Here is a 24233-nt window from a genome sequence, read left to right as displayed (position 1 = left end):
GGCTCCCATACACCGGGTGTTCCATGCATCGCATCGCGATGGATGGAACATTCGAGTGCCGGGGTCCCGACGAACTTGTTCGCTGGAATGAAGCGGAGCTCGAATCTTTTTTTGTTTGTCATTTCGCAGCGACCGCAGGGAGCGGAGAAATCTGCTTCTCACTCATCTTCTCTGCCGGGGTGCCCCGCCCTCGCAACGCTAGGGCGGGTAAGGAACACCACTGTTTTCGAGCCAGATAAGCAGATTTCTCCGCTCCCTGCGGTCGCTGCGAAATGACAAAGCAAACTTCACGTCCTAACTACCATCCATCGGAGGTTGCCTCTACTCAATAAGAAACGCGGATCCATTCCCAAATCCACAAGATGGACACCTTTCGCATTTTCCCCCGCATCCCATCAATGCACACCGGAGTTGGTATGTATGCCGGTGCTCTGAGGCCCCTCGTCAACACCGCACTCAGGAAGGTGGCACAGAGAGCGAAGGAGCGAGACCATGTACGTCATTTACAGGTATACGTTCTATCCAATCCTGCTCGCCGCGGCCAGTCTGCCTCTTGCCGCCACAGCGCAGGAGCCTAACCCGACAAATACTTCCGCGGCGCAGCAGTCCCGCCCTCCGGCCGGCGCACATCTCGAAGGCGAGTACAACGGTGTTCCTCTCTACCGCGTCACCGTCGTCCAGCGTGACCTCGATGCTGTCAACTACATGCACCGCAGCGGCTCCACGACCCTCGAGCTGATGGGAACGCCACTTCTGGCCAATGCCAAAGGCAAAGCCGTTGTGAAGAGCGATAAGGGCCGCATGACGGTCGATGTCAAAGTCGATCATCTTCCGCCCGCGAACGGCTTTGGTCCGGAATATCTTACCTACGTACTGTGGGCCATCACGCCCGACGGCCATCCACAGAATCTCGGAGAACTTCTGCCGTCAGGCAATGACGTCAGCATCTCCGTCACCACCGGCCTGCAGAGCTTCGGTCTGATGATTACCGCCGAACCATACTATGCGGTCAGAGTGCCCTCGGATGTTGTAGTGCTGGAAAACCACGTTATCGAGAACAAAACCAACGGTGTGGTGGAAAAGGTCAACGCCCACTACACGCTGCTGCCGCGCGGTCAGTACATCTCTCAGACCAGCGGGTCGAAGACAGTGATGAACCCCATCACACGTGACGAAAAGAGTCCGCTGGAGCTGTACGAAGCCCATAACGCCTATCGCATTGCCGTCAATGCAGGCGCCGAGAAGTATGAACCAGAGATCATGGCGCAGGTAAAACAGAACCTCGATAGCGCCGACTCGTTCGACCAGAACAAACACGGCGACCGCAAACAGGAAGTAACCTTCGCCCGTGAGGTTGTCCAGCGCTCGGAAGATGCTCGCATCAGCACCCTGCGGAAGATCGCAGCCGAACAGCGGCAGGCTGAGGTCGATGCCCGCAAGGCAGCCGAACTGCAGGCAGCAAACTCGCAGGCAGCCGCGGAAGCCGAAGCAGCCCAGCGTGCCCGTGCTGAAGCGGAAACCGCCAAGGCCCGCGCCCGCGCGGCTGAGGCCGCCCAGACTGCGGCAAGCGCACAGCAATCCGCCTCCGAAGCCCGCGAAAAGCTGCGCCAGCAGTTGAACTCGGTCCTCACGACCCAGGAAACGGCGCGCGGTTTGATCGTCAATATGTCCGACGTGCTCTTCGACACTGGCAAGTACACACTGAAGCCTGACACCAAAGTGGCTCTCGCGAAGGTCTCCGGCATCCTGATGGCCTATCCTTCTCTGAAAGTTCAGGTGGAAGGCCATACCGACTCGGTCGGCGGTGATGACTACAACCAGAAGCTCAGCGAAAACCGGGCCGGCACGGTCGCCGGCTTCCTGACCACGGAAGGTGTTCCGCAGGACAACGTCACCGCCAAGGGCTTTGGCAAGACACGTCCTGTAGCGGACAACACTACCGCCCAGGGCCGCCAGCAGAATCGGCGCGTTGAACTGGTCGTCTCTGGCGCAGCCATCGGCGTGAAGGATTCCGAGAACTCCGGTGCCGGTGTGGCTGCCAATACCGAAACCTCCAAACCCACGCAGACGACCGGCACCTCGACCCCTCCGTCCGACCAGCCACACTGAGCCGTAACCTGGTCTGTGACAATGGCATAGGCCGCCTTCGGGTGGCCTATGCTGTCTCCGGACGTGCTAGCGTGAAAGTATGCAGCCCGTTCGCGGAAACATTGTCTTCATTACCGGCGCCAGCTCAGGCATCGGCGCAGCCACCGCCCTTACCTTCGCCCAGCAGGGAGCGCGCCTGCTGCTCTGCGCCCGCCGCATCCAGCGCCTGGAAGCCATGCGTGAAGAGCTGCTCTCCGCCGGAGCAGAAGCGATTCATCTCTTTCAGCTTGATGTCCGCGACCGCGCCGCGGTCAACCAGGCAATCGCGGATCTGCCCGACGAGTGGACCGCCGTTGACATCCTGGTCAACAACGCCGGCCTCGCCCGCGGTATGGGGAAGATGCACGAAAACGACCCAGACGACTGGGACGAGATGATCGATACCAACGTGAAGGGCCTTCTCTACGTCACCAGGGCGATTGTCCCCGGCATGGTGGCGCGGAAACGCGGCCACGTCGTCAATATGGGGTCGACCGCCACCTACAACACCTATGCCAACGGCGGCGTGTACTGCGCCAGCAAGGCGGCTGAAAAGTCGATTTCAGAGGGATTGAAGATCGATCTGCTGGGAACCCCGGTCCGCGTTACCACCATCGATCCGGGCATGGTGGAAACTGAGTTCAGCAAAGTGCGTTTCCATGGGGATGAGGCAACGGCGGCCAAGGTCTACCAGAACATCACGCCGCTCACAGGCGAAGATATCGCCGACGCCATTCTGTGGGCGGTCACACGGCCGGCACACGTCAACATTCATACCATTGTGCTGACCACCATCGACCAGGGCAACGCCTACTATTTCCACCGTCACACCGGCGCCACCACCCGATAGACCGATATCGCCTTAGAGGTGAATGGCCCAGCCAAGCTCGGCCAGCTTCTCTTCGATATCGGCCAGAGCCGTCTCCAGAGCGGTTCTGCGGTGGGGACTGGATGTGCGTTGCGACAGAATATGCTCGCGTTGCAGCTCCAGTTCCTTCCGCCGGCGGGCCTTCTCAGCTTCTGCTGCCTTTTCGATCTTCCGGTCCTGCGGTTTAGGTGCTTCGGTCTGTGCCTGCTGTTCTTCCACGGATTTACTCTCCCACCCTCGCGCCATATCTCATTCTAGCCCCGTAGCGCGTAACTCGAATTATTTATGGCGTTTGTCCTAAATCCGATATCGCTCGGACAATCGCTCAGAGGTCCGATATTTAGGTTCCGGAACTGCGACCCGCCGCCCCTCCAAAACGTCTAGACATCATTCAGAAATCGGTACCGAGCGCACTCTACAATGGGTGTGTCCCGGAAAATATATCGAAAAGCTCGTTGAAGGCTGAAGAGTTCCCATGTGGATTGTCCGTCTAGCCCTGCGTCGCCCCTACACCTTCGTGGTGATGTCTGTGTTGATCCTTGTGCTGGGCATCGTCAGCATCGCGACCATGAGCATCGATATCTTTCCCACGATCGATATCCCGGTCGTGACGGTCATCTGGCAGTACAACGGGACCAGTCCGGACGAGATGGAAAAACGCTTCACCACCGTCTCCGAGCGCAGTATGACCACTACCGTCAACGACATCGAACACATCGAGTCGCAATCGGTGAACGGCATCTCCATCATCAAGATCTTCTTCCAGCCGGGAGCGAAGATCGAGTCTGCCGTAGCGCAGATCGCCGCCGGCAGCCAGGCCATCCTCCGTATCATGCCTCCGGGAACCCAGGCGCCGTTCATCCTGCGCTACTCGGCCTCGAATGTCCCCATTCTTCAGCTCGGCCTCTCCTCGGATCGCCTCACGGAAGCCGACCTGAACGACATCGGCCTGAACTTCCTGCGTACGCAGCTTGCCACGGTGCAGGGCGCCCAGGTGCCTGCCCCCTACGGCGGAAAAGCCCGCAGCATCATGGTCGACCTGGATCTGCCGGCTCTCTTCTCCAAGGGCCTCTCGCCGACCGATGTCGTAAACTCGCTGACCGCGCAAAACCTGATTCTGCCCGCGGGCGACGTCAAAGTGGGCACCACCGACTACATCGTGCGCACCAACGCCAGCCCTCTGGTATTGGATCAGTTGAATGACATCCCCATCCGTCAGATCAATGGAGCCACAATTCACATGCGTGATGTGGCCTTTGTCCACAACGGATCGCCCATCCAGCAGAACATCGTTCGGCTCAACGGCAAACGCGCAGCGCTCATCACCGTACTGAAGTCCACCAACTCCTCTACGCTCGACATCATCAAGCGCGTGAAGGAGACCCTGCCGCGCATCATCGCCAACCTTCCACCGCCACCTCCGGACGTCATTCCGCTGCTCGATCAGTCTCTGTTTGTCCGGGCCGCCCTGGAAGGTGTCGTCAAGGAAGCCGCCATCGCCGCCAGCCTGACCGCGCTGATGATTCTGCTCTTCCTTGGAAGCTGGCGCTCGACAATCATCGTCGCCATCTCGATTCCTCTCTCGATCCTGGTTTCCATCATCATCCTCAACATGTTCGGTGAGACCCTGAACACCATGACCCTCGGCGGCCTTGGCCTCGCCGTCGGCATCCTGGTCGATGACGCCACCGTCGAGATCGAGAACATCCATCGCAACCTGGGCTTAGGCAAGGAGATCGAGCCCGCCATCCTGGACGGTGCCGCCCAGATCGCGGTTCCCGCCTTTGTCTCCACCCTGGCGATCTGCATCGTCTTCGTCCCCGTAGCCTTCCTCTCCGGAGCGGCCAAGTCGCTCTTCACGCCGCTGGGCATGGCCGTGGTCTTCGCCATGCTGGCCTCCTACCTGCTCTCCCGTACGCTGGTTCCCACCATGGTGAAGTTCCTCCTCGCCTCCGAGGTGGATATGTACCAGCAGTTGGAAGAGGGAGGCCATCACAACGTCGCAAACGCGGGCCTGATCTGGCGCATCCACTTCCGCTTCAATGACTTCTTTGAGCGCCTGCGCTCCCGCTACCATGCACTGCTGGACTGGACACTGGCGCACCCGAAGTTCACGCTGGGGTCGTTCGCGCTCTTCATCGCCGGGACCCTCTGCCTTATCCCCTTCATCGGAGAAGACTTCTTCCCGCAGGTCGATGCCGGCACCTTCCGCCTGCACGTCCGTGCAGCTCCCGGAACCCGCATTGAAGAGGTAGAGCAGGTCTTCGCCAAGGTAGAAAGCACGATTCGCGAGGTCATTCCTCCGGACGAGTTGAACACCGTTCTCGACGACATCGGTATCCCCAGCGGCGGCTTCAATCTCGCTTTCGGCGACAGCTCGCTTACCGATGTGCAGGACGGCGAGATCATCGTCTCCATGAAGGAAGACCACCGGCCCACGGCCGAGTACCGGCAGAAGCTTCGCAAGGTGTTGCGCGAACGCTTCCCCGATACGGTCTTCTACTTTCAGGCCTCCGACATCGTCAACCAGATCCTGAACTTCGGCCTTCCTTCCCCCATCGACGTTCAGATCAGCGGCCGGCAGACGCTGCCCAACTACGAGATCGCCCAGAAGATGCGTGCCGAGATCGCGAAGATCCCGGGCGCGGTGGATGTCCACGTCCACCAGGTTCTCTACTCTCCGCAGTTGCTGGTCAACGTCGACCGCACCCGCGCACAGAACCTGGGCATGACCGAAGCGAACGTCGCCAACAGCATGCTCTTCGCCCTCTCCGGCTCCGGTACGGCACAGCCGAACTACTGGCTGAATCCGCAGAACGGCGTGAACTACATCGTCCAGGTACAGGTTCCACAGCACCAGCTCGACTCGATCGACACGCTGAGGAGAATGCCCATCACCTCCGGCTCCGGGACGGTTGCTCCGCAGCTACTCTCCAATCTTGCGACCTTCCAGCATGGGTCAAGCCCGGCCATCACCAACCACTACAACGTACAGCCGGTCTTTGACGTATTCGCCACGACGGAGGGCCGCGATCTCGGCGGCGTAGAGAAAGAGATCGACAAGATCATCGAGAAGTACCAGAAGCTCGCTCCCCCAGGAGCCACTATCACTGTCCGGGGGCAGGTCAAGAGCATGCACGACTCTTTCGTCGGTCTCGGTCTCGGCATGTTCTTCGCCGTACTTCTGGTCTACCTGCTGATGGTCGTTAACTTCCAGAGCTGGCTTGATCCCTTTATCATCCTGATGGCGCTGCCTGGCGCCGCCTGCGGCATCCTGTGGATGCTCTTCGTTACCGGCACCACCTTCAGCGTCCCTTCGCTGATGGGCGCCATCATGTGCGTTGGCGTAGCAACCGCCAATTCCATCCTGATGGTGACTTTTGCCAACGATCAACGCCGTGCCGGCATGAACGCCATCCAGGCCGCAAGCTCCGCAGGCTTCACCCGCCTTCGTCCCGTCATGATGACGGCCCTGGCGATGATCATCGGTATGCTGCCCATGTCGCTGGGCATGGGCGAGGGCGGTGAACAGAATGCCCCTCTCGGCCGCGCCGTCATCGGCGGCCTGTTGGTGGCCACCTTCACCACCCTGCTGGTCGTTCCCATCTTCTACAGCCTGCTGCGCAAGCAGGAGATCAAAGAACTGCACGCCGAAGAGATTCCGGAGTAAGGAAGACAACAAAGCAGATGAATGCGAATACCCAGACTGAACGTTCCTCCCGCGGCCCCTATATCGCCGTCACGGGACTCTTCCTGCTGCTTGGCGTCGTTGCCGTTGTCGTCTTCCTTCCCCGGTTGCGCCATAACCAGGCTCTCAAGGTCGAAGCCGACGCTGTCACCGGCCCCCCGGTCGTGGTCGTCACCAAGGTAAAGATCGGCGTCAAAGACACCAAGCTGGAACTCCCCGGCACCGCACAGGCCTTTGAGCAGGCCGCGATCTTTGCCCGCACCAACGGCTACGTCAAAGCCCGCTACGTAGATATCGGCGACCACGTCCGCCAGGGCCAGTTGCTCGCCCTGATCGAAGACCCCACAACCGAACAATCACTGCGCCAGGCACAGGCCAATGTTGTACAGCTCAAGGCCCAACTCGTCCTTGCCGAAGCCAACGCCAAGCTTGCCGACGCCAATGACGCCCGCTGGCGCGACCTCTACGCCCAGGGTGTGGTCAGCAAACTCGACGCCGATACACGCGGAGCCACCGCCTCCACCAACCAGGCTACTGTCGAAGCCGCCAAAGCCAGCATCGCCGCCGGCGAAGCGACCGTGAAGAGCCTGCAGGAGCAGCTCAGCTTCTCGCGCGTTACCGCTCCTTTCGACGGCATCATCCTCACACGCAACATCGACAACGGCTCGCTGATCACCTCCGGCTCCTCCACCAACACGACACAGATGTTTACCGTCGGGCGCTCCGATACGGTGCGTGTCTTCAGCTCAGTACCCCAGTCTGAGGTCGTCTCCGTCATGAACGCCAAGACGGCGAAAGTCGCCTTCCGCGAGCTTCCGAACCATCCCTATCCCGGCTCCATCTCGCGCACCAGCGCCAGCATCGACCCGACCTCGCGCACCATCCTGGTCGAAATCGACTTGAAGAACGATGGCAAGATCCTGCCGGGTATGTACGCCACCATCCAGTTCGACGCACCTCGCGCCGAGCCACCCACCGTGCTGCCGACCAATGCTCTCTTTGTGCGCACCGCCGGTCCACAGACCTTTGTCGTGGGAGACGATAACGTCGCGCGCCTGCGCAACCTCGTCCTGGGACGCGATATGGGGAACGCTGTGGAGATTGTCTCCGGCCTGAAGCCCGGCGAAAACGTCGTCATCAACCCGACCGATATGGTCGTGGATGGCGTTCACGTAACTCAAAAGCCCCTGCAATAGACTTGTAGTGGTGATCGTAGAGATTCAATCGCTGCGCAAGGTATACGACGGCAAGCAGGCCGTCACTGCCGTCGATGGCATTGACCTTTCTGTTCGCCCTGGAGAGATTTACGGCCTGCTCGGCCCCAACGGAGCCGGCAAAACTACCACCATCTCCATCTGCACCACTCGTGCCCTGCCGACCGCAGGCGGCGTGCGCATCGCCGGGATTGATGTCGTGGCCAACCCAGCCGAGGCCCGCCGCTACATCGGCGTGGTGCCGCAGTACAACACGCTCGATCGCGCCTGCACCGTCTTCGAAAACATCTACTTTCACTGCCGCTACTTTGGCGCTTCTTCATCAGAAGCCAAGGCTCGCACCTCCCAGTTGCTGGAACAGTTCCACCTGAGCGAACGCACCAAAGCCTATCCGCAGCAGCTCTCCGGCGGACTGGCGCAGCGCCTTCAGATCGCGCGTGCCATCGCACACCACCCCAAAGTTCTCTTCCTCGATGAGCCCTCCGCCGGCCTCGACCCGCAATCGCGTATCGCCATGTGGGATATCGTCCGCCGCCTCCACACGGAGGGCATCACAGTCGTACTCACCACGCACTATATGGAAGAAGCCGACGCGCTCTGCGGACGCGTCGCCATCATTGACCACGGCAAGATCCTCGTACAGAACACGCCTGCTGCCCTCAAGAGCTCCATTGGAGCAGAGACGATCTATCAGCTCGATCTGCGTGAGGTTGAACAGGCACACTCGCTCGCTACACAACTTCGCTCGTTCAATGGCGTCGCCAGCGTCGAGACCACGTCCAACGGCGTACGTGTGCTTGCCAAAGCCTCCGATGGCCTTCTCCCGGAGATCGTCACCGCCGCCAATCCCTTCGGTCTTCGTGATCTCTCCATCACCGAGCCCACGCTCGAAACCGTCTTCATCCGCCTGACCGGCCGCGACCTGAGAGACTAACCATGAGCAACGCTAACCAATACGCTCACGCCTTTCGCGGACTCTTCCTGCGCGACCTGCATGTGCTGCGGCGGGAGATGTTTCCCTTCCTCATCCGCATCTGCATGAACCCGATCCTCTTTTTGTTCGTGTTCACCTACATCATGCCGCACATGGCCGGCGGTTCCGCCATGAACCCGACCGCCGGCATGGCCGAAGGCACAGGCGTCAGTTTCTCCACTGTCCTGCTTCCGGGCTTGATGGCCGTGGCCATCATGTTCTCCGGCATTGCGGCCGTGGCTCTTCCCCTGGCGCAGGAGTTCGGCGTTACGCGTGAAATCGACGATCGCGTCATGTGCCCGCTGCCCGTCAGCGCAGTTGCCATGGAGAAGATCGTCTTCTCAGCCATGCAGAGCATCATTGCCGCCTGCATCGTCTTCCCGCTGGCATACTACATCCCCAGCACGCCAGTCTCGGCCCACGTCACCAGTTGGCCGTTGCTGATCGTGGTGCTCATCCTTGCCTCACTTACCGCTGGTGCTCTTGGCCTCACCATTGGCACGACCGTGAAACCGCAGCAAATCGGTCTGATCTTCGGCGTAGTCGTCATGCCCATCACCTTCCTGGGCTGTGTCTACTATCCGTGGGCAAAGCTGGATCACATCCCGTGGTTGCGGTACGGCGTGCTCTTCAACCCGATCGTCTACATGAGCGAAGGTCTGCGCGCATCGCTTACGCCTGCACTGCCGCACATGCATCCAGCCGCCATTCTTGGCATGCTGAGCTTCTTCCTGGTTCTGCTGACGTGGTTAGGCATTCGCGGCTTCCTTCGCCGCGTCATTGGATAGTGACCGTACCCCGTTGAGCCCATCCTTGGGAAAGAAGATCGCGAAGGTGGTTCCTGAAATTTCGCCCTGCCGGCTCTTCACACGCGCGGTGCCGGAGTGCTTGCGGATGATCTCATCGCTCACCCACAGGCCAAGCCCAGTGCCGGTAGCATCCTTGGTGGTATAGAACGGCTCAAAGAGCCGACGGCGCGTCTCTTCGCTCATCCCAGTACCGGTATCGCTCACCGTTACGCGCACGCCTTCGCACCAGGTGCCGCGAAGAGAACGTCCCGTGCCATAGCGGGCACGCACAATCAGTCTGCCGCCACCGACCATCGCATCAATCGCATTCCCGATCAGGTTGGCAAACAACTGACGCAGCTCTCCGCTGAAACCAAAGAGCGCTACCGTGGGATCAAGCTCGCGCTCCACCGTAATACGCGCACTGCCAAGCCTCAACTGATGCAGAGCCAACACCGAGTCCAGCACCTCAGCCACCTGCGTCTGCACAGGAAAGGTTGACTGCCGGTAGAAACGCAGCGTCTGCTGTGTGATCTCCGAGACACGCGCCAGTTCAGCTTGTGCGGTAGACACATACTCACGTGCCGTGGAATCGAGCTCCGGATGAGTCTGCAACAGATACAGAAGATTCGTCACAGCTTCCAGAGGATTGTTGATCTCATGCGCGATGCTTGCGGCAAGCCGTCCTGCTGCGGCCAGCTTCTCCGTCTTGCGCAGCGCCTCCTCAGCCTGCAGACGCTGCGTGATCTCCATCACGACAACGCCAACCCATCGCACCACGCCTTGCTGCGTGCGTACGGGATACCAGTTGCAGATCCAGGAACGCTGCACGCCCGGCAGGCTGGGCAGCTCTCCCTTCATCTCGATATCCCGCACCGGCTCTCCTGAGTCGAAGACCGTCGAGAGAAGCATCTCTACCCGCTCGGCGAGCGGTCCTGGAAAGACCTCCGTCATTTTTCGACCAAGGTGGCGGTTGATTGGCAATCCATTGATATCCGCAAGAAACTGATTCAACCGTACGTATCGCAGCTTCTGATCGAAGAACGCAAAACCGATAGGCGCATTCCCCAGCATGGAATCCAGCAGCGCCAGCGTCTCGTATAAGCCTGACCGCTGATCCTCCAGCTCACGCACCATGGTGTTGAAGCTGCGTGTCAGCTCGCCTACTTCGTTGGAGGCAGTCACCACCAACGGAAAACCTGCATTCGATTCTGGATCGCGGATGATCTGCTGCGTCGCCTCACGCAGCTTGCGCAAGGGCCGGCTCACGCCGCGCACAATTAATAGAATCGGCAATAGGTTTGAGAGCAGCGCCAGGCAGCCGTACCAGAGCCCGCTCTTCACGATGATGCCGATATTGCTTGCAAGCGCGGACGAGCTTGGTTCCAGCCAGATCAGTCCAACGGGCTTCCCGTTGACAAAGATCGGAGCGACGCCCTCCGTTCGTCCCTGGGCTGTCATAAACAGCCGCGCCTTCGCTGGTCCCAATAGCTCGCGCCGCTCTTCGGCGCTTAATGGCGCATCAGCGTTCGACTCGGATACCGCCAGGGTTCTGCCACTCAGATCCGTGACACGCGCACCGTCGATCGTCGGTGTAATCCGCGCCGTCTCCAGGATCTCCTTCAACGCGTCCATGTGATTCTGGCTCAGCGGAACGCTACACGCTCCAGCCAGACGCTCAACCTGTTGCAACAGCCGTTCGCGAGCCCGTGCCCGCGTAACGGAGCGCTGCGCGGAGATCGTATAGGTCAGAAAGACGACAAGCAGCACCGTCTGCACCACGATGGTGCCAAAGATCAGTTGCCCCTGGATCGTTCTTGGCAGGATACGGCGCATGAGATGGTTCCAAGGCTAAACCCGTCCGGGTTCCGTGGAAAGCTTTTCCCTCACGAGAGCTTGCTCGTCAAATCGCGGGCAATCTGCGCGCCGTGGAAACGCCCGTTTTCGATAAATACTTCGTTGGTGCGCTCACCAGCGATAATGACTCCGGCCAGATAGACTCCCGGAACGTTCGACTCCAGCGATTGCGGATCGCAGACCGGGCATCGGCTGTTGTTCTCATCCAGCCTGACGCCCAAAGCCTCCAGAAACTCGAAGTCGGGCCTATACCCCGTCAGAGCGAAGACAAAGTGATTCGCAATCGTCGTCTCGCCCTCAGGAGTCGTCAGGGTCACCGTGTCCTCGTTGATCAGCTTCACCACGCTCGAAAAGTACGCCTTGATCTCTCCGTTCTTGATGCGGTTGTTGATGTCAGGCAGAATCCAGTACTTCACATGACTATGCATCGCAGGTCCGCGATGCACCAGAGTGACACGTGCTCCATGACGCCAGAGATCCAGCGCTGCAATCGCTGCCGAGTTCTTTCCGCCGATCACCAGCACATCGAGCCCAAAGTACGGATGCGGCTCGTTGTAATAGTGCATGGTCTTGGGAAGGTCTTCCCCAGGAAGACCGAGATAGTTCGGCAGATCGTAGTACCCGGTAGCCACCACAATCTTCTTCGCCTGGTGCTGTAGCGTGCGGCCAAAACGATCTTCGGTATGAACGACAAACTGCCCATCGCTCCCGGTTACCTTGTCCACACGCTCGTACTGGCGCACATCCAGCCGATAGTTCTCGGCAACCTTGCGGTAGTACTCCAGGGCTTCGCTCCGAGTTGGCTTCTGGTTCGGGCTCGAGAAGGGTATGTTGCCAATCTCCAGCAGTTCCGGCGTTGTAAAGAATGTCATGTGAGCCGGATAGTTAAAGAGCGAGTTGCACAGACAACCCTTGTCCACCAGGACAGCCTTCAGGCCTGCACGCTGCGCTTCAATCGCGCAGGCCATACCTGTCGGACCTGCTCCGATCACCAGTACATCGAAAATCCCGCTCAAGGCCATATCTTTTAATCTTATAGAAGATGCTGCGACGCCGAAGTAGCCGCCGCATCCAACCCAAAGGCATCACTATCTCGAAGGAGCATCTGTACAATGCCCGATCTCGAACACATCAAGCACGGTCCCTCGGAGACTGGCGTCCTCGACCTGATCCTCAAGCGCTGGAGCCCCCGCGCTTTCTCCGATAAGCCCGTTGCCGCAGAAGACCTGAAGAAGATCTTTACTGCCGCCGGATGGGCGGCGAGTTCGTATGGCGAAGAACCCTGGCGCTTCATCGTAGGCATCAAGGGCGACAGCACCTACGACAAGATCTTTTCTACGCTGGTCGAGTTCAACCAGGGATGGGCGAAGTCCGCTCCCGTGCTCTATCTCACCGCCGCCAAAAAGACCTTCACTGCCAACGGTCACCCGGACTACCACAATCTGCACGACACCGGCGCTGCCTCAGCCACGGCAGCATTACAGGCCATCGCTCTCGGCATCCACACCCACGGCATGGGCGGCTTCGACCACAAGAAGGCCCGCGAGGTCTTCCAGATCCCCGAGGACTTCGACGTAGGCGCCGTATGGGCCCTGGGATATCTCGGCGACCCGAATACGCTGCAGGGCGGCATGAAGGATCAGGAACTGGCTTCCCGCAAGCGCAAGCCCTTCGATAGCTACGTCTTCTCCGAATGGGACAAGCCGGCAAAGTTTTAAACAAGAAAGGCCCGCCACCGGCGGGCCTTTCTAACAAACCACTACAAGACCTTGTCATTCTGAGCGAAGCGAAGGACCCGCTTTCTGGACTCGTAATGACAACTCGGTGAGCCCATACTTTGGTGCCCCATGTCCGGGGTCCCCAACGAACTTGTTCGTTGGGGTGGTGTCCGTCGGGGACATGGCCTTCGCGCAATGCGCGAACTTTTTGTCATTTCGTAGCGCAGCGGAGAAATCCGCTTCTCAACAACTTCACTCCAAAGCCCCAATCTCTACCGCAGAATCGCCACTCCCTCAAACTCTCCGGCAATCCTCGCCTTCCACTCGGCCGGTCCAGTCTCGTGCACGCTGACGCCATTGGAATCCACCGCCACCGTCACCGGCATATCCTTGACCGTAAACTCGTAGATGGCCTCCATGCCCAGATCCTCAAAGGCCAGCACGCGCGATGCCTTGATCGCCTTCGAGACCAGATACGCGGCTCCACCAACGGCCATCAGGTAGACAGCCTTGTTATCGCGAATCGCCTCGATCGCCGCAGGTCCACGCTCGCTTTTACCCACCATGCCCAGCAGACCTGTCTGCTCCAGCATCTGGCGCGTGAACTTATCCATCCGTGTCGCTGTTGTCGGACCCGCCGGGCCAACAACCTCCTCGCGCACCGGATCGACCGGTCCAACGTAGTAGATAAAGCGTCCGGTGAAGTCGACAGGCAGCGTCTCGCCCTTGTTGAGCATGTCGATCATCCGCTTGTGTGCGGCATCGCGGCCGGTCAGCAGCTTGCCGTTCAGCAGCAACACTTCTCCCGGCTTCCACGTTGCTACCTCTTCGCGGGTTACGGTATCGAGATCGACGCGGCGTGCATTCGCAGGAGAGTACGTCAGCTCCGGCCAGTCTTCGAGCGAAGGAGCGTCAATGTGCGCTGGTCCCGAGCCGTCCAGATGGAAGTGAGCATGACGCGTCGCCGCGCAGTTCGGGATCATCGCCACCGGCAGGTTGGCCGCGTGCGTCGGATAGTCGAGGATCTTGATATCGAGCACGGTCGTCAGGCCGCCCAGTCCCTGGGCTCCGATTCCCAGCGCATTGATCTTGCGGTAGAGCTCGATACGCATCTCTTCCAGCTTGTTCTGCGGCCCGCGCGCGATCAGCTCCTGCATGTCGATCGGCTCCATCAGAGCCTGCTTGGCCAGCAGCATCGCCTTTTCCGCCGTTCCACCAATACCGATGCCCAGCATGCCCGGCGGGCACCATCCGGCGCCCATCGAAGGCACGGTCTTCACGACCCAGTCCACGATTGAGTCTGACGGATTCAGCATGGCGAACTTCGACTTCGCCTCGCTTCCACCACCCTTGGCCGCAACGATGACATCGATGCCATCACCCTTCACCAGCTCAATATTCACCACCGCCGGCGTGTTGTCCTTCGTGTTCTTACGCCCAAAGGCCGGGTCGGCCAGAACGCTGGCGCGCAGACGGTTGTCCGGATGGTTATAGGCCCGGCGAACACCCTCGTCGCACATGGACTGCACGTCCATGGTCGCGCCCTCCCACTGCACACCCATACCGATCTTCAGGAAGACGGTGACAATGCCGGTGTCCTGGCAGATGGGGCGGTGGCCCTCGGCGCACATACGGCTGTTAATCAGGATCTGCGCCATTGCGTCCTTGGCCGCAACCGACTCCTCCAGCTCATACGCCCGAGCCAGGTTCTTGATGTAGTCCACCGGGTGGTAGTAGCTGATGTACTGCAGCGCGTCGGCAACGCTCTGGATAAGGTCTTCCTGTTTGATTGTGGCCATCGGATAGGTTCCTGTATCCATTTTACGGCTCGGATAAGATCGTTGTACTCGCGGCGCGGCCGCGAAACCGTTACCTGCCGCGCCAGATCTCCCAGGGACTGACTATGCGCAAACTCCTGCTTGCCGCTGCCCTCTCGCTCTCCACGACTCTCCTTCAAGGACAATCTCCCGCTATGAACCACGCCACCGGCACCTTCGAGGTCAAAGTTGCGCCGACCGGACACGATCCGGAACCCACCATCAGCTCCCTCTCGATTGATAAACAGATCCACGGGGACCTCGAGGCCACCACCAAGGGCGAGATGCTCGCCGCCGGAGACCAGAAGGCCGGCCTCGGCGGCTATGTCGCCATAGAGCGCGTCACCGGTAAGCTCAGCGGCAGGATCGGCAGCTTTGCCCTGATGCACACCGGCACCATGGTTCCCGGCCAGCCGTACGACCTGAAGATCATCGTCGTCCCCGGCTCAGGGACAGGGGATCTCTCCGGCATCTACGGCGCCTTTCATATCCTCATCGATAGCGCAGGCAAACACTCCTACACCTTCGACTACGCCTTCTCCACGAAGTAGACGGCTTAGAATCAAACCTTAGGTCTGGGTGCCCATATCCGGGGTCCCCAACGAGCTTGCTCGTTGGGGTGGTGTCTCGGCTACGCCGGGATGTGGGTATTCGCAGGCCCGCAAGCGATAATAGGGACCGGCTGAGCCCTCATGAAAACTCGTACTGAAAAAGACTCCCTCGGCACCATCGAACTTCCGGCCGATGCCCTCTACGGCGCACAGACTGCCCGCGCCATCCGCAACTTCCCCATCAGCGGCATGCGTGCTCATCCCGCTCTCATCCGCGCCATCGCTGCCATCAAAATGGCAGCGGCCGAGGCCAATCGCGACCTGGGCACAGTCACCGCCGATCGCGCCAACGCCATCATGGCAGCCGCCAGGGAAATTCTCGACGGCAAGCACCATGACCAGTTCGTGGTCGACGTCTTCCAGGCCGGCGCCGGTGTCAGCTTCCACATGAACACCAATGAGGTTATCGCCAACCGCGCCAACCAGATCCTGGGCGCGAAGCTCGGCAGCTACGAGAAGGTGCATCCCAACGACCACGTCAATTATGGCCAGTCGACCAACGATGTCTTTCCGACGGCCATGCGCCTCTCCGCGCTGCTGGCTCTCGAAGACCTCTACCCGGTGCTGAAGTCGCTTTCCGCCACGTTCGCGAAGAAGGCGGAGGAGTTCGACCACGTCCTCAAGTCCGGACGCACCCACATGCAGGACGCGACGCCCATCCGCCTGGGGCAGGAGTTCGCGGCCTACGGTCTGGCCATCGCCCACTCCTGCCGCACGATCAGCCGCACCTCTGCGAGCCTGCGCGAGCTTGGCCTGGGAGGCTCGGCCGTCGGCACCGGGCTCAATACCCACCCGCAGTACCGTGCTCTGGCCATCCAGAACCTCTCGACACTGACCAGGCAGCCGCTCTGCCCCGCGCCCGATATGCGCTATGCCATGCAGAGCTGTGCAGCGATGGCGGACCTCTCAGGATCGCTGCGCACGCTTGCTCTTGAGGTCATCCGCATCTCCAACGACCTGCGCCTGCTCGCCAGCGGCCCCAACACCGGCCTGAATGAGATTCAACTTCCCGCCCTGCAGCCCGGCTCCAGCATCATGCCCGGCAAGGTGAATCCGGTGCTGGCAGAGCTTGCCGCCATGGTCGCCTTCCAGGTCATCGGCAACGACACCGCCATCGGCTATGCCGTGCAGGCAGGACAGCTTGAACTGAACGTGATGATGCCCACCATCACCTACAACACACTGCAGTCGATCCATATTCTGACCAACACGCTGCGTGAGTTCGATCAGCGCTGCATCGCCGGCATCACCGCCAACGAAGATCGCTGCGCCTTCTATGCAGAGTCCACCGTTTCCCTGGCGACGGCACTCAATCCCTACATCGGCTATGCCAAGGCGGCAGAACTGGTGAAAGAGTCCATCGCCAGCGGCAAAGGTATCCTCTCCCTCGCCCGCGAAAAAGAACTCCTCACCGACGAACAAATCACCGAGATCCTCGACCCGCAAAAGATGACCGAACCTCGCGAGACGATCTAAGAAATAACCTCGGCTGCGGATGCCCTGTCCCCTTAGGGACAGGGGCTCGACCTTCACTTCGCCATCACTGTATCCACAGGTGGTCGTACACATCCCGCAGCTCACGCATATGGCCGCGCAAGAGTGTCTGATGACACGTTCCTTCATTCACCGGAGCAATCGTCCCGCCCTTATTCAGGTCGTAAGCAGCCATACACATCTGCTTCTTATACCCTCTCCATGCGCCTTCAATCGCGTCGAACTCCTGCACCAACTCCTGTGATCCAGAAGCATCATCGCCGTACGATGCGAGCATCTTCCGAAGTGCGCCGGTAAAGGCCTTGTAATTGGCCTCGCTGGTATTGCCTTCCTTCTCGAGACATTCAAGCACCTCGCGAGTCGTCGAGACTCCCCGGCAATCCCCGGCCTTTTCACGCGCCATTTCCCGGTCGAACGCTTCCTGCGCCTGTTTCACCAGGCGCTGGCGCTCCGTCAGGGAATTACCGCTTCCCTGCCCAACTGCCCGCTGGGGAATCATTACCGGTATCGCCCATGCCACCAGCACCGCTAAACCCAACAAACGCATCATACTTACCTCATTTCCCAGTCAGACGCCGAACCACCCCTAAAGTCGCGGGCCAGCCCCAAACCAGAACTATTTCTTGCAACTTCCCGTTCTGGAGGCTAGTCTCTACAACTGACATGCGGATGCGCGCATTCCAGCCCGGCTTTTGCTTTACCTACCGCTACTGGTGGCCAGTAGCGGCTCAGGCGAAGCGCGGGCGTGCGTTCCAGGGATAAAACCCTAAATCCAGCAGAAAGCCCAAGTTTCAAGACCCGAGCCGCGACCACCAAGGTCGCGGCTTTTGTTTTACCCAAATCCAGCCACAAAAGAGGACAATGAAATGGTGACCGTCGAAAGCGCAAATAAACCCCAACCCCAAACTCCATCACCGACTGCCACCACCGCCGAACGCGTGGTGCTGACAGGCTATATGGGAGCCGGCAAATCGACGGTTGGCCGGGCCCTGGCCAGGGAGCTTGGCTGGGAGTTCTGCGATCTCGATCACCTCATCGAAACTACGCACGCCGCCACCATCGCCGAGCTCTTCACCCAACACGGTGAGCCCGGCTTCCGGCAGCTCGAGACCCGCGCCCTGGCGGCAGCTCTTGGCCGTCACAACGCTGTCATCGCCCTCGGTGGCGGAGCGTTGGAGTCGCTCACCAATCGCCTCCTTCTCGAACAGAAGCCCAATACCCTTACGGTCTTCCTCGATGCTCCGTTCGAGATCCTCTTCGATCGCTGCGTGCTTCAGCCGGATGCCGCAATCCGTCCTGTGCTCAAGGATCCGGACACTGCCGCTGCCCGCTTCAAGGCACGTCGTCCGCAATACCAGCGCGCCGCCCACATCATCGTGGACACCGAGCCGCTCACCCCGGCTGAGACCGTCGCCCGGTTGATTGAGGAGTTGCGCACGCGTTAAGTTCCCCGCCAGGCGCAGTTCCTGCATCGTATGCTTTGACGAAAGCTGCGTTGCACGGAGACCTGCGCCTGGTGGAACCACCCATCATCAATCCCCCGAAAGACCGAGCCCGCGAGATTCGCGGCTATATCCTCTTTACCTTTCTGGTCATGCTCGCCGGTTTCCTCGCCTGGAAGCTGATGCACGAGTTCGAGATCCTCTACGTCTCAGCCATCTTCGCCGTGGTGCTTACGCCGGTGGTACATGCCATCATGCGCTGGAAGGTCTGGAGCTGGAGCCCTAACAAAGGGGTCTCCGTTCTCGTTCTGATGATCGGCATCTTCGGTCTGCTGACCTTGCTCTTCTGGCTCGGTCTTCCACCGGTCATCTCCGATCTGAAAGACTTCGCGCAAGACCTCCCCGCCCGGATTCCCGGAGCAATTGCCAAAGTCAAGCGCATTCCCATGGCGGACAGGCTTGGCATCGATTCGGTCACCCAACATGTCGAGCAGGTTCTCTCCGCCACTGCCGGCTACATCGTCGCCGGCTTGCCGAAATGGATCGCCCGTATCGCCGACATCATCATGGCGGTCATCCTCACGATCTACTTCATCCTTGAGGGCGATACCGTTTACCGCTACTTCCTCTCCATGGTGCCAGCCATCTACCGTATCCGCCTGGATATGACTCTGCAAAAGGCAGAGCTGCGCGTCAGCCGCTGGCTCATCGGCCAACTCTCGCTCATGGCCATCCAGGGGGTGTACAGCATCATCGTCTTCTTCTCGCTGCACGTCCGCTACTTCATGCTGCTGGGAGTCCTGATGGGTATCACCAACATCATTCCCGTGGCCGGCAACCTCATCACCATCATCATTGTGTTCTGCGTCGCCGCGGTTGACTCCTGGACCAAGGCCTTCCTCGTCCTGCTCTTCTACGTCATCTATTCCCAGGTAGAAAATGCCTGGCTGGTACCCCGCATCATGCGCTCCAGCGTCGACCTGATGGGCATCACCGTCCTGGTCGCTCTGCTCTGCGGCACCGCCGTCGCCGGCATCGTCGGAGCCCTGGTAGCCGTCCCCACCGCCGCCCTTGTGGCCGTTATCGCCGACGAGTACCTGGTACGAGGGGATTGAAGAGGATTGAATAATTGAATGATTGAATAATGCCCCTCCCTGAGGGCTGCTGAGGCTTAATTCAATCATTCAATTATTCAATGCCTTTTATCCCCTTTTGTAGGTTGCAGTTCATGTTTTTGGCGTCCTATACTCGTGCGGTTTGGCCACCGACCGGTCTGGTCGAACCAGTTCCGCTGCCGATCTATACCGTGGCAGCACGACGGCCGGAGAGACGCTGCTGACAGCGACAACCATGAAGGACAAAAAAATGCAGGTGAACGAAATTTTGACGCTTGACCAGGAAACCAACCCCTGGGCAGCGCAGGAAGCCCGCTTCAATGAAGCGGCAGAAAAACTCGGGCTCGAAGAAGGTCTACAAAAAGTTCTACGTCAGCCAAGTCGCGAGATCATCGTCCATTTCCCCGTTCTGATGGACAACGGAAAAATTGAAGTCTTTACCGGCTACCGCGTGCAGCATTCGATGGCCCGCGGTCCGGCCAAGGGCGGTATCCGCTACTCCCCGGACGTCTCTCTCGATGAGGTGCGAGCCCTGGCAAGCTGGATGACCTGGAAGTGCGCCGTCGTCAACATTCCCTTCGGTGGCGCCAAAGGCGGCGTTATCTGCGACCCGCACAAGATGAGCCAGGGCGAGCTCGAACGGCTCACCCGCCGCTTTACTGCAGAGCTCATGGAGTTTATTGGCCCTGAAAAGGACATTCCCGCCCCGGACATTAACACCAACGAGCAGACCATGGCCTGGATCATGGATACCTACTCCATGCACATGCGCCAGACCGTAACCGCCGTCGTTACCGGAAAGCCGGTCAACATCGGCGGTTCTCGCGGCCGTACCGCTGCTACCGGACGCGGCCTCAGCGTCGTCTGCGATGAAGCCCTGAAGCACCTCGGCATCGCCCGCGAAGGCTGCAAGGTCATCGTCCAGGGCTTCGGCAACGTCGGCTCCAACGCCGCCAAGCTTCTCTGTGAGAAGGGTTACGACGTCATCGGCATCGCAGAGCACGACGGCGGCGTCTATAACGCCAATGGCCTCGACATCCATGCCCTGCTGAAGTACAAGCAGCAAGCCGGCACCGTCGTCGGGTTCAAGGACGCCGAGGCGGTTGATCCTTTGGAGTTGCTCACCTGGAAGACCGACATCCTTCTTCCCGCAGCCACCGAAAACGTCATCACCAGCCGCAATGCGGAGCGCATCCAGGCCCGCATCCTGTGCGAAGGCGCCAACGGCCCCACTACTCCCATCGCCGACGAGATCCTCGCAGACAAGAAGATCTTCGTCATTCCTGACATCATGGCTAACGCCGGCGGTGTCACCACCAGCTACTTCGAGTGGGTGCAGGACCGCATGGGCCTCTTCTGGACCGAGGAAGAGGTCAATGCACGCCTCGACAAAACCATGGCCGAGAGCTTCGCGGACGTCGTCCGCTATGCCCAGGCCCACAACGTCAACAACCGCATCGCAGCCTACATGCTGGCTATCGATCGCGTTGCCTACAACATCCGCCAGCGCGGCATCTACGCTTAACGCTCAAGCAAAACAGTGGATCGAGCGATCCACTGTTTTGCTTGGCGGCAATCCCGGGCGAGTGACTAGAATAAAGTTGCCGTGAATCTCCCGAACTCCATCACGATGAGCCGCATTGCCAGCGTCCCCCTGCTCATCTGGGCGCTGTCCCCGGTCTTTCCCTGGAAGGACATTCCTGGTGCACAGGAGATTACTGCCTCGATCATCTTCATCCTCGCCTCCATCACCGATGGCGTCGACGGCTATCTCGCCCGGCGACGAGGCCAGGTCACCACACTCGGCATACTGCTCGACCCCCTGGCAGACAAACTCCTGATCACCTCGGGATACATCTGCCTGGTCAGCTATACGCCCTCCGTCGTGAAGGCCTGGATCGCTGTCCTGGTCATTGGCCGCGAGTTCCTGGTCAACGGCCTGCGATCCATCGCGTCCACTGAGGGCTTCACCATCGAAGCCAGCGAGATCGGCAAGCTCAAGACGGTGCTCCAGATCGTCAGCGTAACGGCTGCCATCATGAACCACGGCTGGCAGACCTGGAATATCTATGGCTTCATCTTCGACTGGCACCTGGTCGCCATCACCGCGATCTACTGGATGGCCATCGTCTCGATCATCTCGGCCGTGGACTACTTCGTCGGCTTCTGGAAGAAGATCGACACTAAGTCCGAAATCCGCCGCAAGCGCCGGTCCTTCGTCCTCAGCCGCAAAAAGAAGAAGATCCTGCCCGGCGCGTCGGGCCCCCAGCGAGCCAGCTAGGGCACAAGTCCCTCACTCATGCAACATCTCCAGCCAGAGGCGCATGGTGAGGTCTTCCCGATCGGGACGCCCTAGCTGCCAACGTAACTCTGCCTTGTAGCGTTCTTCTAATACCGAAAGATCCAGCGGTATCGAATGAGCAAGAAAACGAACATCATCGCGGTCCTTCTGGTTGTTCCGCTCCAGTTTCGACAGGGCGATGTCGTATGGATCGAGAGCCATGAGCCTGAGATAGCGATATGCTCCAGGGAACATCTCAACCAGGCGATCTTCATAATTCTCCGGAATCGACGCCACTGCCACTCGGTCGAGATAGATACGATGCTTCTTATGCAGCGGGCGACCTTGCAGGGCCAGGTCCATAAGACGATCGGAAGCGGTTCGAGGCGCAATTTCGATCACATCAATATCGGCCGTTGATCGCTCCAGGCCATACATCTGCGTCACAACAAAGCCGCCGATGCAATCCAGCCGCACCACAGTATCTGCAGCATCATCCAGATCATGGAAAAAGGAGTGCCAGGGTTCAGGAGGATGTGTTTTCGTAGACATGCTTGAGATCCTCCACTTTCAGATCGGTAAGCAGATTCCAATGCGCTGCAGTCTTTGTACGATGAGATCGAAGCCAGCGGCGCTCGGCCTCAGATAGCGATGCCTTGCAGAGCGTATCCTCCATGGCGAGCCGTGAACGCTCCAATTTTGAGACCTTCGAGCCAAGACTTCCGGCGCGGGAAGAATCGCCTTCTGCCTCCGCTACCGCACCTGCCAGTTGGACCACAAACGCCATGCGATTCTGCCGGTCTCGAAGCTTCACCTCCACTATCAACCACTCCCAGTCCATCTCTGGGAACTGAAACGGAATCCAGGGCAATGCTTCTGTCACGCGCGCATCCAGCTCCTCGGTATCGAGAGCAAGAAAAAGCAGCTCTGCTGGATTAAGCTGCAAACCTCCCCTCAGGTAAGCAAAGCCTGGGTAGCCCAGTTCTCCCAGAGCGCTCTGAAAGCCCCCTCCTCCGAGCAACTTCCCATGCCCCATGGGGCGTGCCGTCGGTGGAAGAGCATAGACCTTGAGCGCAGTCTCGGCGAGTTCTTCCGAAACCGGACGAGATCCACGTTCAACCATAGATAGGTAGGCCTGGGTAACACCAAGGTGCTTCGCTGCCTCGACCTGAGTCCAGTGGTGGGCGGAACGGGCTATTTTGAGCTCTTCGCCGGTCATCTTCTGTATTATAACAATATTTGTTATATTTCCTTCGCTCATAACAACAAAAGCCCCGCCTTCAGCGGGGCTTTTGTGCGGAGTTCTTTCGAAAGTTATGCGCTGACAGCAGCCACCGGCACACGTGCCGCGGCAGCGACCACCTGAGCCGGAACCGCCGGCTGGTGGGTCTGATGCCCGGTCTGAGGACGATGCACGAAGTGATACGGCGGCCAGGGGCCGGAAAGCTGGAATTGGCAATCCTTCATCGTCTGCTGCGCCTGGACGTACTTATTCTGGTAACGCTCCACACACTTGCGATCGATCAGGTGAGCGATGTCGATCAACAGCTTGCCGGAGTCCAGGCGCTTGCAGGAGATCTCCTCCGCCAGCGGCAGGAACATACGGTTCAGTTGTACCGACAGTGCCCGGGCGCGAGCCTGACGCTCACGCTGGCGGGCAGCCTGCTCACGCAGACCAGCCAGATACTCTTTGCCGGCACAGCAGGTCTGCATCTTGGAGGCGCCTTCGACGTCGTCGACCAGGACCTTCAGATGCATCTCCGCCTTGCCCTGGAAGCGCTCCAGGTTGGCGACAAAGTGGCGATGGTTGGAACGGATCGACCGCCGCAGCGCGTCGTCATCCGTAAACGTAGTGTTGAAACGAAATGGCAAAAGCGTCGTCTGTTTAAAACAGTCGGCGATCACGCGTGCGTGATCCTTCTGGCACTGCTGATCGATGCGGGCTGCATCTTCCTCAGAGTGCTCAGAAACCAGAACGGCGAGGTCGCTCGCCGGAAAGAGGAATACCTGATTTCCAAAGAGGCCCTTTACGTTCTCCAGGGGCATCGGACGACGATGCCGCGAAAGTTCCGGAAACGCCTGACGTTCAGCGATACAGTATGCATACCAAGACATATTATCTCCGCATAAAACCTTAGGAATCAGATACATCCCTTCGGCCGTTATCGACGTATAAAGTGCGGTAAAGCTCAACGACGTTTGGCAGCTGGTTCGACCACTACGGTGGACTGAACCGATTG

The 24233-nt window shown here is 59.4% G+C and carries 21 protein-coding genes; 13 read left to right on the top strand and 8 right to left on the bottom strand.

Going from position 1 to position 24233, the window contains the following annotated elements:
• Nucleotides 1–492: 492 nt before the first annotated feature.
• The gene (locus FTW19_RS07455) at nt 493–2109 is read left to right on the top strand and encodes an OmpA family protein (protein WP_147647035.1); all 1617 of its coding nucleotides are present in this window, start codon (nt 493–495) and stop codon (nt 2107–2109) included.
• A gap of 79 nt (nt 2110–2188) precedes the next feature.
• Entirely contained in the window at nt 2189–2977 is a 789-nt protein-coding gene (locus FTW19_RS07450; RefSeq protein WP_147647034.1) for an SDR family NAD(P)-dependent oxidoreductase, read from the top strand.
• Nucleotides 2978–2989: 12 nt separating this feature from the next.
• Here FTW19_RS07450 and FTW19_RS07445 read toward each other — a convergent pair whose 3' ends face one another.
• Nucleotides 2990–3241, bottom strand: coding sequence for a hypothetical protein (locus FTW19_RS07445; RefSeq protein ID WP_147647033.1), 252 nt, complete (start codon nt 3239–3241; stop codon nt 2990–2992).
• 229 nt (nt 3242–3470) lie between these two features.
• Here FTW19_RS07445 and FTW19_RS07440 point away from each other — a divergent pair, with 229 nt between their 5' ends.
• The 4 genes from FTW19_RS07440 to FTW19_RS07425 are packed head-to-tail and all read left to right on the top strand — an operon-like array spanning nt 3471 to nt 9658.
• Nucleotides 3471–6665 carry an efflux RND transporter permease subunit gene (locus FTW19_RS07440; protein ID WP_147647032.1) on the top strand — a complete coding sequence of 1065 codons (3195 nt, stop codon included), beginning with the start codon at nt 3471–3473 and terminating at the stop codon, nt 6663–6665.
• Between the two features lie 17 nt (nt 6666–6682).
• Nucleotides 6683–7879 (top strand): efflux RND transporter periplasmic adaptor subunit, encoded by a 1197-nt coding sequence (locus tag FTW19_RS07435; RefSeq protein WP_147647031.1) that lies wholly within the window; start codon nt 6683–6685, stop codon nt 7877–7879.
• A 10-nt stretch (nt 7880–7889) separates the two neighbouring features.
• The gene (locus tag FTW19_RS07430) at nt 7890–8831 is read left to right on the top strand and encodes an ATP-binding cassette domain-containing protein (RefSeq protein WP_147650526.1); all 942 of its coding nucleotides are present in this window, start codon (nt 7890–7892) and stop codon (nt 8829–8831) included.
• Nucleotides 8832–8833: 2 nt separating this feature from the next.
• Entirely contained in the window at nt 8834–9658 is an 825-nt protein-coding gene (locus FTW19_RS07425) for an ABC transporter permease (protein ID WP_147647030.1), read from the top strand.
• Here the strand turns inward: FTW19_RS07425 and FTW19_RS07420 are convergent.
• Both FTW19_RS07420 and FTW19_RS07415 read right to left on the bottom strand, forming a co-directional pair.
• On the bottom strand, nt 9620–11494 hold the full coding sequence (locus FTW19_RS07420) for an ATP-binding protein (protein WP_147647029.1): 1875 nt from the start codon (nt 11492–11494) through the stop codon (nt 9620–9622). The genes FTW19_RS07425 and FTW19_RS07420 overlap by 39 nt on opposite strands.
• Nucleotides 11495–11544: 50 nt before the next feature.
• Nucleotides 11545–12537: a YpdA family putative bacillithiol disulfide reductase gene (locus FTW19_RS07415; protein WP_147647028.1), complete on the bottom strand. Its 993-nt coding sequence runs from the start codon at nt 12535–12537 to the stop codon at nt 11545–11547.
• A gap of 90 nt (nt 12538–12627) precedes the next feature.
• Here FTW19_RS07415 and FTW19_RS07410 point away from each other — a divergent pair, with 90 nt between their 5' ends.
• Nucleotides 12628–13233 carry a nitroreductase family protein gene (locus FTW19_RS07410; RefSeq protein ID WP_147647027.1) on the top strand — a complete coding sequence of 202 codons (606 nt, stop codon included), beginning with the start codon at nt 12628–12630 and terminating at the stop codon, nt 13231–13233.
• A gap of 272 nt (nt 13234–13505) precedes the next feature.
• On the opposite strand, the gene FTW19_RS07405 is transcribed toward FTW19_RS07410, so the two are convergent.
• Nucleotides 13506–15032 (bottom strand): fumarate hydratase, encoded by a 1527-nt coding sequence (locus FTW19_RS07405; protein WP_147647026.1) that lies wholly within the window; start codon nt 15030–15032, stop codon nt 13506–13508.
• 104 nt (nt 15033–15136) lie between these two features.
• Here FTW19_RS07405 and FTW19_RS07400 point away from each other — a divergent pair, with 104 nt between their 5' ends.
• Complete coding sequence (locus FTW19_RS07400) at nt 15137–15601, top strand: DUF3224 domain-containing protein (RefSeq protein ID WP_222705541.1); 465 nt, start codon at nt 15137–15139, stop codon at nt 15599–15601.
• Between the two features lie 141 nt (nt 15602–15742).
• Nucleotides 15743–17137 (top strand): aspartate ammonia-lyase, encoded by a 1395-nt coding sequence (locus FTW19_RS07395; RefSeq protein ID WP_147647025.1) that lies wholly within the window; start codon nt 15743–15745, stop codon nt 17135–17137.
• 64 nt (nt 17138–17201) lie between these two features.
• Here FTW19_RS07395 and FTW19_RS07390 read toward each other — a convergent pair whose 3' ends face one another.
• Nucleotides 17202–17705 carry a lysozyme inhibitor LprI family protein gene (locus FTW19_RS07390; RefSeq protein WP_147647024.1) on the bottom strand — a complete coding sequence of 168 codons (504 nt, stop codon included), beginning with the start codon at nt 17703–17705 and terminating at the stop codon, nt 17202–17204.
• A gap of 316 nt (nt 17706–18021) precedes the next feature.
• On the opposite strand from FTW19_RS07390, the gene FTW19_RS07385 reads away from it, so the two are divergent.
• The 4 genes from FTW19_RS07385 (at nt 18022) to pgsA (ending at nt 21993) form a co-directional block, all read left to right on the top strand.
• Nucleotides 18022–18600: a shikimate kinase gene (locus tag FTW19_RS07385; protein ID WP_147647023.1), complete on the top strand. Its 579-nt coding sequence runs from the start codon at nt 18022–18024 to the stop codon at nt 18598–18600.
• 71 nt (nt 18601–18671) lie between these two features.
• The gene (locus tag FTW19_RS07380; protein ID WP_246153629.1) at nt 18672–19712 is read left to right on the top strand and encodes an AI-2E family transporter; all 1041 of its coding nucleotides are present in this window, start codon (nt 18672–18674) and stop codon (nt 19710–19712) included.
• Nucleotides 19713–19947: 235 nt separating this feature from the next.
• Nucleotides 19948–21237 carry a Glu/Leu/Phe/Val family dehydrogenase gene (locus FTW19_RS07375; RefSeq protein WP_246153628.1) on the top strand — a complete coding sequence of 430 codons (1290 nt, stop codon included), beginning with the start codon at nt 19948–19950 and terminating at the stop codon, nt 21235–21237.
• 81 nt (nt 21238–21318) lie between these two features.
• The gene (pgsA, locus tag FTW19_RS07370) at nt 21319–21993 is read left to right on the top strand and encodes a CDP-diacylglycerol--glycerol-3-phosphate 3-phosphatidyltransferase (RefSeq protein ID WP_147647022.1); all 675 of its coding nucleotides are present in this window, start codon (nt 21319–21321) and stop codon (nt 21991–21993) included.
• Nucleotides 21994–22005: 12 nt separating this feature from the next.
• Here pgsA and FTW19_RS07365 read toward each other — a convergent pair whose 3' ends face one another.
• From FTW19_RS07365 to FTW19_RS07355, 3 genes are read right to left on the bottom strand one after another with little or no spacing between them, the layout of a single operon-like run.
• On the bottom strand, nt 22006–22545 hold the full coding sequence (locus FTW19_RS07365; RefSeq protein ID WP_147647021.1) for a DUF6036 family nucleotidyltransferase: 540 nt from the start codon (nt 22543–22545) through the stop codon (nt 22006–22008).
• Nucleotides 22520–23254, bottom strand: a complete 735-nt coding sequence (locus FTW19_RS07360) for a helix-turn-helix domain-containing protein (RefSeq protein WP_147647020.1) — start codon at nt 23252–23254, stop codon at nt 22520–22522. The genes FTW19_RS07365 and FTW19_RS07360 overlap by 26 nt, the downstream gene beginning before the upstream one ends.
• Nucleotides 23255–23307: 53 nt before the next feature.
• Entirely contained in the window at nt 23308–24108 is an 801-nt protein-coding gene (locus FTW19_RS07355) for a GvpL/GvpF family gas vesicle protein (RefSeq protein WP_147647019.1), read from the bottom strand.
• Nucleotides 24109–24233 lie beyond the last annotated feature (125 nt).

The sequence above is a fragment of the Terriglobus albidus genome (genome assembly GCF_008000815.1).
Classification (GTDB): domain Bacteria; phylum Acidobacteriota; class Terriglobia; order Terriglobales; family Acidobacteriaceae; genus Terriglobus; species Terriglobus albidus_A.
This window is presented reverse-complemented; position numbering and strand designations above follow the sequence as displayed.

Coding starts and splice junctions, on each gene's coding strand:
- FTW19_RS07405 (WP_147647026.1), bottom strand. CDS start 15,032: ATGGCCACAATCAAACAGGAAGACCTTATCCAGAGCGTTGCCGACGCG.
- FTW19_RS07375 (WP_246153628.1), top strand. CDS start 19,948: ATGAAGGACAAAAAAATGCAGGTGAACGAAATTTTGACGCTTGACCAG.
- FTW19_RS07420 (WP_147647029.1), bottom strand. CDS start 11,494: ATGCGCCGTATCCTGCCAAGAACGATCCAGGGGCAACTGATCTTTGGC.
- FTW19_RS07450 (WP_147647034.1), top strand. CDS start 2,189: ATGCAGCCCGTTCGCGGAAACATTGTCTTCATTACCGGCGCCAGCTCA.
- FTW19_RS07415 (WP_147647028.1), bottom strand. CDS start 12,537: ATGGCCTTGAGCGGGATTTTCGATGTACTGGTGATCGGAGCAGGTCCG.
- FTW19_RS07410 (WP_147647027.1), top strand. CDS start 12,628: ATGCCCGATCTCGAACACATCAAGCACGGTCCCTCGGAGACTGGCGTC.
- FTW19_RS07425 (WP_147647030.1), top strand. CDS start 8,834: ATGAGCAACGCTAACCAATACGCTCACGCCTTTCGCGGACTCTTCCTG.
- FTW19_RS07390 (WP_147647024.1), bottom strand. CDS start 17,705: ATGATGCGTTTGTTGGGTTTAGCGGTGCTGGTGGCATGGGCGATACCG.
- FTW19_RS07435 (WP_147647031.1), top strand. CDS start 6,683: ATGAATGCGAATACCCAGACTGAACGTTCCTCCCGCGGCCCCTATATC.
- FTW19_RS07440 (WP_147647032.1), top strand. CDS start 3,471: ATGTGGATTGTCCGTCTAGCCCTGCGTCGCCCCTACACCTTCGTGGTG.
- FTW19_RS07360 (WP_147647020.1), bottom strand. CDS start 23,254: ATGAGCGAAGGAAATATAACAAATATTGTTATAATACAGAAGATGACC.
- FTW19_RS07355 (WP_147647019.1), bottom strand. CDS start 24,108: ATGTCTTGGTATGCATACTGTATCGCTGAACGTCAGGCGTTTCCGGAA.
- FTW19_RS07365 (WP_147647021.1), bottom strand. CDS start 22,545: ATGTCTACGAAAACACATCCTCCTGAACCCTGGCACTCCTTTTTCCAT.
- FTW19_RS07455 (WP_147647035.1), top strand. CDS start 493: ATGTACGTCATTTACAGGTATACGTTCTATCCAATCCTGCTCGCCGCG.
- FTW19_RS07400 (WP_222705541.1), top strand. CDS start 15,137: ATGCGCAAACTCCTGCTTGCCGCTGCCCTCTCGCTCTCCACGACTCTC.
- FTW19_RS07445 (WP_147647033.1), bottom strand. CDS start 3,241: ATGGCGCGAGGGTGGGAGAGTAAATCCGTGGAAGAACAGCAGGCACAG.
- FTW19_RS07395 (WP_147647025.1), top strand. CDS start 15,743: ATGAAAACTCGTACTGAAAAAGACTCCCTCGGCACCATCGAACTTCCG.
- FTW19_RS07385 (WP_147647023.1), top strand. CDS start 18,022: ATGGTGACCGTCGAAAGCGCAAATAAACCCCAACCCCAAACTCCATCA.